The following is a 14,677-nucleotide window of genomic DNA, read 5'->3' on the forward strand; positions in this document are numbered from 1 at the left end:
CTTAATCAAAGTCATTGCGCAGTTTGCGGTGCGGCCGCTTCTGTTTCCGGAATCGGCGCGGGCTCTTGGGCAGGAACCGGCGGCAACGACTCTGGTGCAGTGTCGGGTGATGCGGCAGGAACCGCTTCCCCGGTTGTCGGAGCGGCTTCGGACGTCGAAGCCGGCGCCGGACTCGAACGGTAATCCGCGCGCCGCTTGAGCTGGTACTCACGCACCGCACTGTTGTGTGCATCGAGGTCATCGGAGAACACGTGGCTGCCATCGCCCCGGGCGACAAAGTAGAGGCTGGTGCCTTCCACCGGGTTCAACGCGGCGTGAATCGCCTCGCGGCCAACCATCGCAATCGGCGTCGGCGGCAGCCCCGGAATCACATAAGTGTTGTACGGCGTGGCTTCCTTGAGATGAGCACGAGTCAGCTTGCCGTTGTAGCGATCACCCAGACCGTAGATCACCGTCGGGTCGGTCTGCAGCTGCATGCCCAGCGCCATGCGACGCACGAACACGCCGGCAATCTGGCCACGCTCTTGGGGAACGCCGGTTTCCTTCTCAACCAGTGACGCCATGATCAGCGCCTGGTAAGGCTCGGTGTAGGGCACATCGGTGGCGCGGGTTTCCCATTCCTTGGCCAGCACTTCATCGAGGCGGTCGAACGCCTTTTTCAGCAGCTCGGTATCGGAGGCCCCGCGTACGAAACGGTAGGTATCTGGGAAGAATCGACCTTCGGGAAACACGCCCTTGTGGCCGATTTTGCTCATCACATCGCTGTCGCTCAGACCGGTCAGGGTCTGCTCGATCTTTTCATCTTTCGCCAGTGCGGCGCGTACCTGATGGAAATTCCAGCCTTCAACGAGTGTCAGGCTGTACTGAACCACTTCGCCACGCTTCCACAGATCGATCAGGCCTTTGACGGTCATGCCCGGCTGCATGCGGTACTCGCCCTTATGGATCGGAGTGCCTGCAAGGTTGTAGCGCCAGTAAATGCGTAGCCAGAAAGCGTCCTTGATCACGCCATCGGCTTCAAGTCCAAGAATAGTGCGGGTCGGCGTGGATCCCTTGGGCACATCCAGCAGTTCTTCCTGCGTGATGTTCAGGGGCTGTTCCAGCGCCGAATGAATCTTCCAGGCGCTGGCGCCCAGCAACAGCCCTGCCAGAACCAGTCCGGTTTCCAGCAGCAGCAAAAGTTTACGTCTCACGAATCAGGCATCCAGTAGCGTGCGGGCAATGGTTTGCAGTTTACGGGTGAGCGGCCCAACCGGCCAGCTCAGTGCAGCGTACGCGCGTACCGGCCAGACGCCATACACGCTGTTGCAGACAAAGACTTCATCAGCCCATTGCAGCTGATCGAGGCTGATATCGGTGATTTGCACGGGGATACCCGATGACGCTGCCTGAAACAATAATTCGGCGCGCATCACACCGGCCACGCCGCAGCGTTTCAGATCCGCCGTGACCAGCACGCCATCACGTACCAGAAACAGGTTGCTGAACACGCCTTCGATCACACGGCCTGCCTGGTCGAGCATCAAGCCTTCGGCGTGCTCGCTGTCTTGCCATTCGGCGCGAGCGAGGACTTGTTCCAGACGATTGAGGTGCTTGAGACCTGCCAGCAAGGGCTGGACAGATAAACGCGTCGTACATGGAAACAGGCGAACGCCTTGCTCGCCATGAACGGCAGGATAAGCAGCGGGAGGATTGCCTTGCAGAATGCGTCGGCCAGGCGCCGAAGGATCCGGCGCATAACCGCGCAAACCGTCGCCACGGGTGAGGATGAGCTTGAGCACACCCTCGCCCATGGCCGCTGCATAGGCTTGCAGCTCGCTACGGATCAGCTCGATATCCACCGCGATGGCCAGGCGTGAACAACCTTCGGCCAGTCGCGTCAGGTGTCGCTCCAGCAGCAAAGGCTGGCCGTTACGCACGGCAATGGTCTCGAACAGACCGTCGCCGTAAGCCAGGCCGCGATCTTTCAGCGACAGAGTGTCAGCCGGTTGACCGTCGACCCAGCAGTCCATCAGCCGGCGAACCGACGGAACGCCAACGTGCCGTTGGTGCCGCCAAACCCGAACGAGTTGGACAGTACGACATCGATGTCCATGTTGCGCGCGGTGTGCGGTACGAAGTCGAGGTCGCAACCTTCGTCCGGCTCGTCGAGGTTGATGGTCGGCGGTGCCACCTGGCTGTTGATCGCCAGCACGCTGAAGATCGCCTCCACCGCGCCCGCTGCACCCAACAGGTGACCGGTCATGGACTTGGTGGAGCTGACCGCCAGTTTGTAGGCGTGATCACCGAACACCGACTTGATCGCATTGGCTTCGGCGAGGTCACCGGCCGGCGTCGAAGTGCCGTGGGCGTTGATGTATTGCACTTGATCAACATTGATCTTCGCATCGCGCAGCGCATTGGTGATGCAGCGTGCAGCACCGGCGCCGTCGGCAGGTGGCGACGTCATGTGGAACGCATCGCCACTGGTGCCGAAACCGATCAACTCGGCGTAAATGGTCGCGCCACGGGCCTTGGCGTGCTCGAGTTCTTCGAGCACCAGGGCGCCAGCGCCGTCGGACAGTACGAAGCCGTCACGGCCCTTGTCCCATGGACGGCTGGCGCGGGTCGGTTCGTCGTTGCGGGTCGACAGTGCGCGGGAGGCGCCGAAGCCGCCCATGCCCAGACCGCAAGCAGCCATCTCGGCACCGCCGGCAATCATCACGTCGGCTTCGTCGTACATGATGTTGCGCGCCGCCATGCCGATGCAGTGCGTACCGGTGGTACACGCTGTGGCGATGGCGTAGTTAGGCCCCTGTGCACCCAGGTGGATGGACAGGAAACCGGAAATCATATTGATGATCGAGCCAGGCACAAAGAACGGAGAAATCCGGCGCGGACCGGTCTCGTGCAGGGTGCGGCTGGTTTCTTCGATGTTGGTCAGACCGCCGATACCTGAACCCATGGCCACGCCAATGCGTTCACGGTTGGCATCGGTGACTTCCAGACCGGCATTGCGCACAGCTTGAAAGCCTGCCGCCAGACCGTACTGAATGAACAGGTCAAGCTTGCGCGCTTCCTTGACCGACAGGTATTCCTCGACATTGAAGCCCTTTACCGAGCCGCCAAAGCGGGTGGAATAGGCAGAAAGGTCGGTGTGTTCGATCAGACCAATGCCACTGCGGCCAGCCAGAATGCCCTGCCAACTGCTCGGCACATCCGTGCCCAGTGGCGACAACATACCCATACCGGTGACTACGACGCGTCTACGCGACACAGCACTCTCCTTTTTCAAATGACGACTTTGCATCAGGCCTAAAGAAAAAACCGCACGCCATGATGGCAGTGCGGTTTTTCCATGACAGCAAGCAACGATTACAAACTATTACGCCTGGTGGCTAGTAACGTAGTCGATTGCAGCTTGTACAGTAGTGATCTTCTCAGCTTCTTCGTCAGGGATTTCGGTCTCGAATTCCTCTTCCAGAGCCATCACCAGCTCAACGGTGTCAAGGGAGTCGGCACCCAGGTCTTCTACGAAGGAAGCAGTGTTGACCACTTCTTCTTCTTTAACACCCAGTTGCTCGGCAACGATTTTCTTGACGCGCTCTTCGATGGTGCTCATACCTTGTTTTCACTCCTAATGGACAAATTCAGGCAGCTGGCCAGTGGGTAAGTGTATAGAAAGACTTTTCAGCTTTTCAACTGAAAGCTTCACTCCTCAAACCCTGCGACCCTCTGCCTATAAATAGATTGCAGCTTTATAACGGATTTTAGACAGCTCGTATGACATTTTTTTGAAGCAATCCGTCACATTTGAATTACATGTACATCCCGCCGTTAACCGGGATTGTAGCCCCGGTCACGTATGCCGCACCGTCGGAAGCAAGAAAAGCGACCACGGAAGCGATCTCTTGAGCTTGTCCCAGACGGCCCAGCGGAATCTGCGTCTGCAAGGCTTCACGCTGTGCTTCAGGCAGCTCGCGAGTCATATCGGTGTCGATGAACCCTGGGGTTACCGAGTTGACCGTAATCGAACGCGAACCGACTTCACGCGCCATGGCACGGCTGAAACCTTCCAGACCGGCCTTGGCGGCTGCATAGTTTACTTGGCCAGCGTTACCCATGGCACCCACCACCGAGCCAATACTGATAATTCGACCCCAACGCGCCTTGGTCATGCCGCGCAGAACGCCCTTGGACAGGCGATACAGACTGTTCAGGTTGGTATCGATCACGTCATACCACTCGTCGTCTTTCATGCGCATCATCAGATTATCGCGGGTGATGCCGGCATTGTTGACCAGGATCGCTACCGGAGCACCGAACTGCTCCTGGATGCTCGCGAGCACTTTGGTGACCGATTCGTCGCTGGTGACGTTCAGTTCGAAACCTGCACCCTGAATGCCATTCTCTTTCAGGGTCGCAGCAATGCGCTCGGCGCCTGAAGCGGAAGTCGCGGTGCCGACAACAATGGCGCCCTGACGACCCAGTTCCAGTGCGATAGCCTGGCCGATACCACGGCTTGCGCCGGTGACCAGTGCAACTTTACCTTGCAGACTCATGCAAGTTTCTCCTGATTCAGACAGCCGCTGCGCGAGCAGCAGCGAAAGCGTCTGGGGTATTGAGGTTGGAAGTCGATACGCCTTCGGCGCAACGTTTGTTCAGACCGGCCAGCACTTTGCCGGGGCCGCACTCGACCAGATTGGTCGCGCCTTTCGCTGCCAGAGTCTGTACGGACTCGACCCAGCGAACCGGCTTGTAGAGTTGCTCCAGCAGGTCACGCTTGAGGGTTTCCAGATCCGCCGGCACCTGAGCGCTGACGTTCTGTACCACAGGGATCTGCGGCGCCTGCCAGTCGATGGCAGCAATGGACTCGGCGAAACGCTCGGCAGCCGGACGCATCAGTTCGCAGTGCGACGGCACGCTGACTGGCAGCGGCATGGCACGCTTGGCGCCACGAGCCTTGCAGCCTTCGATGGCGCGCTCCACAGCAGCCTTGGCACCAGCGATCACCACCTGGCCCGGGGAGTTGAAGTTCACCGCGCTGACCACTTCGCCTTGCGCCGCTTCGGCACAGGCCGCCAGCACATCGGCGTCTTCCAGACCGAGGATGGCAGCCATGCCGCCCTGCCCGGCCGGAACAGCCTCCTGCATAAGCTGGCCACGGCGCTCGACGAGTTTTACCGCGTCCGCCAGGCTCAGGCTGCCGGCAGCAACCAGTGCGCTGTATTCACCCAGGCTGTGACCGGCAACAAATGCCGGGCGCGCACCACCTTCAGCCAGCCACAGGCGCCACAGGGCGATCGAAGCGGCCAGAATGGCCGGTTGGGTTTTGTCGGTTTGGTTGAGCAGCTCCTCCGGGCCCTGCTGGGTCAGCGCCCACAGGTCGTAGCCCAGAGCTTCGGATGCTTCTTTGAAAGTTTCGAGGATCAGCGGATGTTGCGCGCCCAGCTCGGCCAGCATGCCGAGGGACTGCGAACCCTGTCCTGGAAAGACGAATGCGAGGGAAGCAGACATGTAACAAGCCCCTAATGATCTTGTCGTCGGAAAAATGGCATCCCGCTAGAGGGACGCAAGAAACTGACAGTTGGATGGCCCTTTGAACCGGGCGGTCACATTTAAGCATTGTCCGACGAAAACGCCTAAGACAACAAATCCTCCAGACGGCCGTGCAGGCGCTCAGGAAGATTCTCCTGAATCTCGATCAGTGCTCGCTGAATGGCGCTCTGAAACCCCTGAACCCCGGCCGAACCGTGACTTTTCACCACAATCCCCTGCAAACCGAGGAAGCTTGCGCCGTTGTGTCGCGCAGGCGCCAGATCAGCCTGAAGGCGCTTCATCAATGGCAGCGCCAGAGCGCCGACAACACGGGAAGCGAGATTTTTTTTGAACAGCGCCTCGATGCGCGCGGCGATCATTGTCGCCAGGCCTTCACTGGATTTCAGCAGGATATTGCCGACGAAACCGTCACAAACCACCACATCCGCCTCGCCGCGATACAAGCCGTCGCCCTCGATAAAACCGATGTAATTGATGCCTCTGGCGGCCTGCAACAAAGTCGCAGCAAGCTTGACCTGCTGATTGCCCTTGATGTCCTCGGTGCCGATATTCAGCAGCGCAACCCGCGGACGGGCAATGCCCAGCGTTTGTGCCGCCACAGACCCCATCACAGCAAACTGCAATAAATGCTCGGCACTGCAATCAACGTTGGCGCCCAGATCGAGCAACTGGCAGTAGCCCTTCTGCGTAGGAATCGCGGCAACCATGGCCGGACGATCAATCCCCGGCAGGGTCTTGAGCACAAATCGCGATAGCGCCATCAACGCACCGGTATTCCCGGCACTGACACAGGCCTGGACCTTGCCATCACGCAGCAATTCGAGAGCGACACGCATCGACGAATCCGGCTTGCCACGCAAAGCCTGGGCAGGCTTTTCGTCCATGGTGATGACTTCGGACGCAGGAACGATCGTCAGGCGCGCGCGATCGGCAGCCGACTGGCCGGTGATCAGTTCTTCAAGAAGGGAGGGTTGACCGACAAGGGTCAGGTGCAGCGAGGGCGTAGCAGAAAGGCAAGCAAGGCTGGCCTGAACAATGCTGCGGGGACCGAAGTCCCCGCCCATTGCGTCAATCGCGATGACTTGAGCGGACAAGTGATTACTCGTCAGCGCCCTTGTCGATCACTTTACGGCCACGGTATACGCCTTCTGGCGATACGTGGTGACGCAGGTGAACTTCACCAGTGGTTTTTTCTACAGACAGGGTGCTAGCCTCGAGAGCGTCGTGCGAACGGCGCATGTCACGGGCAGAGCGGGATTTTTTGTTCTGCTGAACAGCCATAATTGATTAACTCCTAAACGTTTGGGTCACGCTTTAACTGCGCCAATACACTGAACGGGTTGGACCGCGTTACCTCGTCCTCGCTCGGTTCGGGCTCATCTGCTCCCGCCGGCTGCTGGCATTCTTCCGGATGATGAGCAGGCACAATAGGCAAGGCGAGCAGAAGCTCTTCCTCGACCAGTGACTGCAGATCCAAAGGATCTTCGCCCAGTTCCAGCACGTCATAACCTTTCGGTAACGACTGGGTATTCGCACCCTCCTTCACTACAGCGTAACTGCATTCGCTGTGGATCGGCAGGGTGACCAGCTCAAGACAACGCTGGCAAACCATTTTGACTTCGGTGTCGATAAAGCTGTGAATCACCACAGATTTACGTTCATCTCGTTCAAAAACGAATTTAGCCTGCACCGTACCGACATCGTCGGAAAGCGGGTCGCAGAGTCTCTTCAAATCGGCCAGCAGCAGTTCACCTTGAAGGGTGGTGCCACGGTCAGCCAATTTGCGCGGGTCAACGTGAGGTGGAATCGGGTCATTCAACATAGGCGCAGCATTATAGGGATGCACCCACCCATGTCAAAGGAAATTGTGCCCTGTCCGTCACTTGCGCGGCTCCGCTAGAATCTGTCGCCTGCCTCTGGAGATGCGAATGCTGCCTTTATTACTCGCTTCAAGCTCGACCTATCGTCGAAAATTGCTCAGCCGCCTGCGCCTGCCGTTCGTCTGCAGCTCACCGGATATCGATGAAAGCCATCGCCCGAACGAGTCCGCAATCGAGCTGGTCAAACGCCTCGCCGAACAGAAAGCCCGGGCACTGGCCGACAGCCACCCCGCCCATCTGATCATCGGCTCCGACCAGGTTGCCGTACTCGGCGAGCGAATCATCGGCAAGCCGCACACCTTTGAAAACGCCCGCGAACAACTGATGGCCGCCAGCGGCGCCAGCGTGACTTTCCTCACCGGCGTGGCCCTGCTCAACAGCCAGACAGGCCGCTGCCAGGTCGACTGCGTGCCTTTCACCGTGCACATGCGCGTACTGGATCAGATCCGCGTCGAGCGCTACCTGCACGCAGAGCAGCCCTACGACTGTGCTGGCAGCTTCAAGGCCGAAGGACTGGGCGTAAGCCTGTTCCAATCCACCGAGGGGTCCGACGCCACCAGCCTGATTGGCCTGCCACTGATTCGCCTGATCGACATGCTGCTGGCCGAAGGCGTACAGATTCCATGACCCACAAAAAACCGGCCCTCGGGCCGGTTTTTCTTGCAGCATTCGATCAGCGCAACGACGGGCCGTTGAAACCCATCCACATTGCCAGTTTCTCGGCAACGCTGGCGCCGAGCTTCTTCGAGAAGCGGTCGAACGGCGATTCCTGAACGGTGAAGTCCACCAGTTCCTTTTCGCCAATCACGTCACGCGCCACCGAACTGGCATTGCCCAGCCCATCGATCAGCCCCAGCGGCAGCGCCTGCTCGCCAGACCAGACCAGCCCGGAGAACAACTCCGGATGCTCTTTATCCTTCAGGCGATCACCACGCCCCTGCTTCACGCTGTTGATGAACTGCTTGTGCGTGGTATCCAGCACACTTTGCCAGAACGCCGTCTCTTCCGGCTTCTGCGGCTGGAACGGATCGAGGAACGACTTGTGCTCGCCGGAAGTGTAGGTGCGACGCTCGACGCCCAGCTTCTCCATGGTGCCGACAAAGCCGTAACCGGCTGCTGTCACACCAATAGAACCGACCAGGCTCGCCTTGTCGGCGTAGATCTGATCCGCAGCACTGGCAATGTAATAGGCACCGGAGGCACCGAGATCGGAAATCACCGCATACACCTTGGTATCCGGATGCAGGCCGCGCAGGCGCTTGATCTCGTCATACACATAACCCGACTGCACCGGACTGCCACCCGGGCTATTGATACGCAGGATCACGCCCTTGACCTTTTTGTCTTCGAACGCCGCCCGCAGACTGCCGACGATGTTGTCGGCACTGGCCGGCTCCTTGTCGGCAATCATGCCGGTGACGTCGATCAACGCGGTGTAGTTCGGACCACGCGTGGCGCTTTTTTCCATGTCCATCAACGGCGTGAACAGGATCAGCGCAACAAACAGATAAACAAACGTCAGCAGTTTGAAGAAGATTCCCCAACGCCTGGAGCGACGCTGCTCTTGCACACCGGCCAGCAGAGTCTTTTCCAGTAGCTTCCAGCTTTTCGCGTCACCGTCGTCGGCAGTTGCCTTGGCCGGTGCTTTCCATTCGTCGGTCATGCCATCCACCCCAGCAAAAACGTATTAAGCCCGCTGAGCCAGCCAGGCATGCAATTCAGAAAACCGGTCAATCGACAGTCGCGGTTCAAACTGCTGCAGCGACTCGATCGATTGCGCACCGTAACTGACCGCCACCGAGTCCATCCCTGCATTGCGCGCCATCAACAGATCGAAGGATGAATCGCCGACCATCAGCGCCTGTTCAGCACGCACACCGCAATGCGCAAGGATCTGCTCCAGCATCAGAGGGTGTGGCTTGCTCGCCGTTTCATCGGCAGCACGGGTGATATCGAAATAATCTTCCCAGTCATTGGCCTTAAGCACCCGATCCAGCCCGCGGCGATTCTTGCCGGTCGCGACCGCCAAGTGGTAACCCTGCTCGCGAAAGGACGCCATCGACTCCACTACGCCTTCGAACAACGGCGAAGGCACGGCTTCCGCGGCGATGTAGTGATCCGCGTAATACTCGCGAAACAAGGTCATTTCGGCATCGCTGATGTCCGGATACAAGGTGCGGATCGCTTCGGGCAAGCCCAGACCGATGATGCCTTTGACGGCAAAATCATCACGCAACTCGAAACCTGATCGCTCGGATGCCGAGTGCATCGCCTCGACAATCCGATGAATGGAATCGGCCAGCGTACCGTCCCAATCAAAAATCAGCAGCTTGTAATCAGATGGGCGCACTCAATCGCTCCACAGTCTTGGCCCACATTTCATCGACCGGCGCCTGCAACTTGAGTTCACCGCCATCGGGCAACGGCACGGTCAGCATGTAGGCGTGCAGGAACAGGCGCTTGCCGCCCAGATCACGGATTTCCTTACTGAAACTGTCATCACCGTATTTGGTGTCACCGGCAATGCAGTGCCCGGCGTGCAACGTATGGACGCGGATCTGGTGCGTACGACCGGTGATCGGCTTGGCTTCGATTAGAGTGGCAAAATCGCCAAAGCGACGCAGGACCTTGAACACGGTTACAGACTCCTTGCCCTCGTCCTCGTCGACCTCAACCATGCGCTCGCCGGAGCGCAGATTGCTCTTGCCGAGCGCCGCACGGACTTGCTTGATCGAGGTCGCCCAGTTGCCGCGAACCAGTGCCATGTAGCGCTTATCGACACCGTCACCACGCAACGCGGCATGCAAGTGACGCAACATGCTGCGCTTCTTGGCGATCATCAGCAGGCCGGAGGTGTCACGATCGAGACGGTGAACCAGCTCGAGCTCCTTGGCATCGGGGCGCAACTGACGAAAGGCTTCGATAACGCCGTAATTCAAGCCACTGCCACCGTGAACCGCAATGCCGGCGGGCTTGTTGATCACGATCAGGGCTTTGTCTTCGTAGACAATCGAGGCCTCCAGGCGCTGCAACAGCCCCTGGGCAAGCGGCACTGGCTCATCGCGTTCAGGCACGCGCACCGGCGGCACGCGCACGATATCGCCGGCCTGCAGCTTGTATTCGGGCTTGATCCGACCCTTGTTAACTCGCACTTCGCCTTTGCGCAAAATGCGGTAAATCAAGGTCTTGGGCACGCCTTTGAGCCGGGCGAGGAGGAAATTGTCGATTCGTTGGCCGGCATATTCCGGCGAGACCTCAAGCAATTGAACGCCTGGAGTCGAAGGGGCAGTAGTCGTCATGACGCGGATGATAACAATTTTTATGGAATTGAAGCACTTAATCATTGCTGCTATAGTCGCGAACGCCGCCAAAAGCGGCCTGGACAGCGGAACCACGGTCAAAAACCGGCCCTGACCAACGCAATTCACCAGGACGCGAGGCCGTCCTACGGGGCTTTCGCTACGTAACGGTGGAGTTTGCAGCTGTAACAAGCGCAGGTGACATGAGGCCTGAATCACGCCGCAAAGCAGAGTTCTGACTCGCCACGCGAGCCATATTCACGGCCAGTTCACAAAGTGCAGTCAGCCGCGGATGACCCCGAGCGAAAGCGCCGGAAACACCGCCTGAATTAGCCATGATGCGTGACCTCCCCTTTCGGAGCTCACGGTAAATGCCAACCCGCTGCGGATTCTGCGCGCGGCAGCACCCGAATTATCAGGGATACGTGTAGGGTGGAGATGCACAACCGCTGGACTGTGTAGCAACAGGCTTTATCAAGACGCTTCATCTCGTCCACAGCCACGGTTGATTCCTCCTCCTGACTGAGTGCTTAAGTAGCCACAGCAAGCAGGACGCGTACGTCGCGATAACGGCCCAATTGGCCGGACATCGCTGGACACGGGAATGGCCAACCACTCCCGACGCACCTGACACCGACCGTGAGAAATCGTGTGTGCCGAACGCCGTTTCCGGCAGCCCGGAAACCGACGGTACTACATGAAAAGAATGCTGATTAACGCAACTCAACCCGAAGAGTTGCGTGTTGCACTGGTAGATGGCCAGCGCCTCTACGACCTGGACATCGAATCCGGTGCACGCGAGCAGAAAAAGGCCAACATCTATAAAGGCCGCATCACTCGCATCGAACCAAGCCTTGAGGCTGCCTTTGTCGATTTCGGCTCCGAGCGCCACGGCTTCCTGCCCCTCAAAGAAATCTCCCGCGAATACTTCAAGAAAGCCCCCGAAGGCCGCGTCAACATCAAGGACGTCCTGAGCGAAGGCCAGGAAGTCATCGTTCAGGTCGAAAAAGAAGAACGTGGCAACAAGGGTGCAGCCCTGACCACCTTCATCAGCCTGGCCGGTCGTTACCTCGTTCTGATGCCGAACAACCCGCGTGCCGGCGGCATCTCCCGTCGCATCGAAGGCGAAGAGCGCAACGAACTGCGCGAAGCGCTGAACGGCCTGGTCGCTCCAGCCGACATGGGTCTGATCGTGCGCACTGCCGGCCTGGGCCGCAGCAGCGAAGAAATGCAGTGGGACCTCGATTACCTGCTGCAACTCTGGACCGCTATCAAGGAAGCCTCCCTGGATCGTTCCGCGCCGTTCCTGATCTACCAGGAAAGCAACGTCATCATCCGCGCCATCCGCGATTACCTGCGCCAGGACATCGGCGAAGTGCTGATCGACAGCGTTGAAGCCCAGGACGAAGCCCTGACCTTCATCCGCCAGGTGATGCCGCAGTACGCCAGCAAGATCAAGCTGTACGAAGACAGCGTTCCGCTGTTCAACCGTTTCCAGATCGAAAGCCAGATCGAAACCGCTTTCCAGCGCGTCGTCGAACTGCCTTCCGGCGGCTCCATCGTCATCGATCCGACCGAAGCCCTGGTGTCCATCGACATCAACTCGGCGCGCGCCACCAAAGGCAGCGACATCGAAGAAACCGCCCTGCAGACCAACCTTGAAGCGGCCGAAGAAATCGCCCGTCAGTTGCGCCTGCGCGACATCGGCGGCCTGATCGTCATCGACTTCATCGACATGACCCCTGCCAAGAACCAGCGCGCCGTGGAAGAGAAAGTCCGCGAATGCCTGGAAGCCGACCGCGCCCGCGTGCAGATCGGCCGCATCTCGCGCTTCGGCCTGCTGGAAATGTCCCGTCAGCGCCTGCGTCCTTCGCTCGGCGAAAGCAGCGGCATCGTCTGCCCGCGCTGCAGCGGCACCGGCATCATCCGTGACGTCGAATCGCTGTCCCTGGCGATCCTGCGCCTGATCGAAGAAGAAGCCCTGAAGGACCGCACCGCCGAAGTTCGCGCACAAGTGCCGATCCCGGTGGCCGCGTTCCTGCTCAACGAAAAACGCAACTCGATCACCAAGATCGAACTGCGCACCCGCGCCCGCATCGTCATCCTGCCGAACGACCACCTCGAAACCCCGCATTTCGAAGTTCAGCGTCTGCGTGACGACAGCCCGGAAGCCGCGACCAACCAGTCCAGCTACGAAATCGCTGCCGCTGCTGCCGAAGTCGAAGACGTCCAGCCAGCCGCCGCGACCCGCACCCTGGTTCGCCAGGAAGCTGCGGTCAAGACCGCTCCGGCCCGCGCCAACGCTCCGGTTCCGACCGAAGTTGCCGCACCGGCGCCAGCGCCTGCTCCGGTTGCCGCGCCAGAACCAAGCCTGTTCAAAGGCCTGGTGAAGTCGCTGGTCAGCCTGTTCGCCACCAAAGAAGAGCCTGTTGCTCCGGTTGTGGTTGAAAAACCTGCCGCCGAGCGTCCGGCCCGCAACGAAGAGCGTCGCAACGGTCGTCAGCAGAGCCGCAACCGTAACGGTCGCCGCGATGAAGAACGCAAGCCGCGTGAAGAGCGTGCTCCACGTGAGGAACGCGCACCGCGTGAGCCACGTGAAGAGCGCCAGCCTCGTGAAGCCCGTGAACTGCGCGAGCCACGCGAGTCCCGTGACGAAGCACCGGCAGCCCGCGAAGAACGCGCACCACGCGCCCCTCGTGAAGAACGTGCTCCACGTGCTCCACGTGAAGATCGCAAGCCGCGTGGCGAGCGTGAAGAACGCGTACGCGAACTGCGTGAACCTCTGGATGCTGCGCCAGCCGCTGCTACCGCCGTTGCCGCCACCGCTGAAGAGCGCCCAGCCCGTCAGCCGCGTGAAGAACGCGCGCCACGCCCACCGCGTGAAGAGCGTCAACCGCGTGCCGAGCAAGCCGCTGCTGCCGTGGCTGAAGAAGAAATCACCACCAGCGAAGAGCAACTGCCGGAAGACGGTTCGGAGAACGCCGAGGGCGATCGTCCACGCCGCCGCTCCCGTGGTCAGCGTCGTCGCAGCAACCGTCGCGAGCGTCAGCGCGATGCCAACGGCAACGTGATCGAAGGTTCGGAAGAGTCCACCGAGAACGCTGGAGCCGCCGAGCCAAGCACTGCCGATCTGGCTGCCGGCCTGGCCGTTACTGCCGCTGTTGCCAGCACCGTGATCAGCGCTCCGGCCGAAGCTCAGGCCCACGAGCAAGCTGAACGCGCTACCGCTGCAACGCTGGAAACCGCTCCAGTTGAAGCGCCGGTGGTTGAAGCCACCACTCCGGTAGAAGTGGTGGCTGCTCCGGAAGTCGAAGTGGCGCCGGTTCGCGAAGCTCAGCCTAAGGTTGAAGTCGCTGCCGAACCTGCTTTCGTCGCCCCCGAGCCTGTTGCAGTGGCAGAGCCGGTTGTCGAGACCGTCGCTGAAACCGTGACCGAAACCGTGCGTGAAGTTCGCGAAGAACAGACCGCCTTCAACTGGGTCGCCGAGCCGGCCGTCGCTGAAACACCAGCGCCAGTGGTTGAAGCGCCTGTCGTGGAAGAAGCCAAGGCCGCTGAACCAGTGGTTGTCGCTGAACCGGCACCTGCCGTTGAAGCGCCGGTCGTGGAAGCGCCAGTCGCTGCGCCTGCTCCGGTCAGCGCCCTGACGCCAAGTGGCCGCGCCCCGAACGACCCGCGCGAAGTGCGTCGTCGCAAGCGTGAAGAAGAGCGTCTGCAGAAGGAAGCCGAACTGGCTGCCGCTGCCGCCGCTGCTCCAGCCGTTGCCGAAGTGGTCGAGGCAGCCCCTGCCCCGGTCGCGGAAGAAGCTGCCGTAGAAGTGATTGCCGAAGCACCGCGCTCCGTACAGGAAGCGGTCGAGCACCATGAACAGGCCCAGGAAAAAGAACACGAACCTAAACCTCTCGTCTGATTCCGACCGCCAATAAAAAGCCCCGCCTGGTGATCCAGGCGGGGCTTTTTTAT

The 14,677-nt window shown here is 59.8% G+C and carries 14 protein-coding genes; 2 read left to right on the forward strand and 12 right to left on the reverse strand.

The features are described from left to right. Positions 1–11: 11 nt before the first annotated feature. The 9 genes from mltG to NH234_RS22045 form a co-directional block, all read right to left on the reverse strand. Positions 12–1,193 (reverse strand): endolytic transglycosylase MltG, encoded by a 1,182-nt coding sequence (mltG, locus tag NH234_RS22005; RefSeq protein ID WP_367254314.1) that lies wholly within the window; start codon positions 1,191–1,193, stop codon positions 12–14. A 3-nt stretch (positions 1,194–1,196) separates the two neighbouring features. After that, positions 1,197–2,012 carry an aminodeoxychorismate lyase gene (gene pabC / locus NH234_RS22010; RefSeq protein ID WP_085730465.1) on the reverse strand — a complete coding sequence of 272 codons (816 nt, stop codon included), beginning with the start codon at positions 2,010–2,012 and terminating at the stop codon, positions 1,197–1,199. Further along, entirely contained in the window at positions 2,012–3,256 is a 1,245-nt protein-coding gene (gene fabF / locus NH234_RS22015; protein ID WP_007908259.1) for a beta-ketoacyl-ACP synthase II, read from the reverse strand. The genes pabC and fabF overlap by 1 nt, the downstream gene beginning before the upstream one ends. Before the next feature lie 108 nt (positions 3,257–3,364). Beyond that, complete coding sequence (gene acpP, locus NH234_RS22020) at positions 3,365–3,601, reverse strand: acyl carrier protein (protein ID WP_003175607.1); 237 nt, start codon at positions 3,599–3,601, stop codon at positions 3,365–3,367. 196 nt (positions 3,602–3,797) lie between these two features. Further along, positions 3,798–4,541, reverse strand: coding sequence for a 3-oxoacyl-ACP reductase FabG (fabG, locus tag NH234_RS22025; protein ID WP_007950790.1), 744 nt, complete (start codon positions 4,539–4,541; stop codon positions 3,798–3,800). A 16-nt stretch (positions 4,542–4,557) separates the two neighbouring features. Then, complete coding sequence (gene fabD / locus NH234_RS22030; protein WP_367254315.1) at positions 4,558–5,496, reverse strand: ACP S-malonyltransferase; 939 nt, start codon at positions 5,494–5,496, stop codon at positions 4,558–4,560. A gap of 125 nt (positions 5,497–5,621) precedes the next feature. Further along, positions 5,622–6,632 (reverse strand): phosphate acyltransferase PlsX, encoded by a 1,011-nt coding sequence (plsX, locus tag NH234_RS22035; protein WP_085730463.1) that lies wholly within the window; start codon positions 6,630–6,632, stop codon positions 5,622–5,624. A 4-nt stretch (positions 6,633–6,636) separates the two neighbouring features. After that, positions 6,637–6,819, reverse strand: coding sequence for a 50S ribosomal protein L32 (gene rpmF / locus NH234_RS22040; protein WP_003179396.1), 183 nt, complete (start codon positions 6,817–6,819; stop codon positions 6,637–6,639). A gap of 13 nt (positions 6,820–6,832) precedes the next feature. Next, on the reverse strand, positions 6,833–7,360 hold the full coding sequence (locus tag NH234_RS22045) for a YceD family protein (RefSeq protein WP_038364482.1): 528 nt from the start codon (positions 7,358–7,360) through the stop codon (positions 6,833–6,835). Positions 7,361–7,466: 106 nt separating this feature from the next. Between NH234_RS22045 and NH234_RS22050 the strand changes: the two genes are divergently transcribed. Then, complete coding sequence (locus NH234_RS22050) at positions 7,467–8,045, forward strand: nucleoside triphosphate pyrophosphatase (RefSeq protein ID WP_367254317.1); 579 nt, start codon at positions 7,467–7,469, stop codon at positions 8,043–8,045. 46 nt (positions 8,046–8,091) lie between these two features. Here NH234_RS22050 and sppA read toward each other — a convergent pair whose 3' ends face one another. From sppA to rluC, 3 genes are read right to left on the reverse strand one after another with little or no spacing between them, the layout of a single operon-like run. Then, positions 8,092–9,081: a signal peptide peptidase SppA gene (gene sppA, locus NH234_RS22055; protein WP_085730461.1), complete on the reverse strand. Its 990-nt coding sequence runs from the start codon at positions 9,079–9,081 to the stop codon at positions 8,092–8,094. A gap of 24 nt (positions 9,082–9,105) precedes the next feature. Continuing rightward, the gene (locus NH234_RS22060) at positions 9,106–9,768 is read right to left on the reverse strand and encodes an HAD-IA family hydrolase (RefSeq protein WP_085730460.1); all 663 of its coding nucleotides are present in this window, start codon (positions 9,766–9,768) and stop codon (positions 9,106–9,108) included. Beyond that, positions 9,755–10,717: a 23S rRNA pseudouridine(955/2504/2580) synthase RluC gene (rluC, locus tag NH234_RS22065; RefSeq protein ID WP_367254318.1), complete on the reverse strand. Its 963-nt coding sequence runs from the start codon at positions 10,715–10,717 to the stop codon at positions 9,755–9,757. Before rluC ends, NH234_RS22060 begins: the two co-directional genes overlap by 14 nt. A 697-nt stretch (positions 10,718–11,414) precedes the next feature. On the opposite strand from rluC, the gene rne reads away from it, so the two are divergent. Continuing rightward, entirely contained in the window at positions 11,415–14,624 is a 3,210-nt protein-coding gene (gene rne / locus NH234_RS22070; RefSeq protein WP_367254319.1) for a ribonuclease E, read from the forward strand. Positions 14,625–14,677 lie beyond the last annotated feature (53 nt).

The organism is Pseudomonas sp. stari2 (genome assembly GCF_040760005.1).
In the GTDB taxonomy this organism is placed as follows: domain Bacteria; phylum Pseudomonadota; class Gammaproteobacteria; order Pseudomonadales; family Pseudomonadaceae; genus Aquipseudomonas.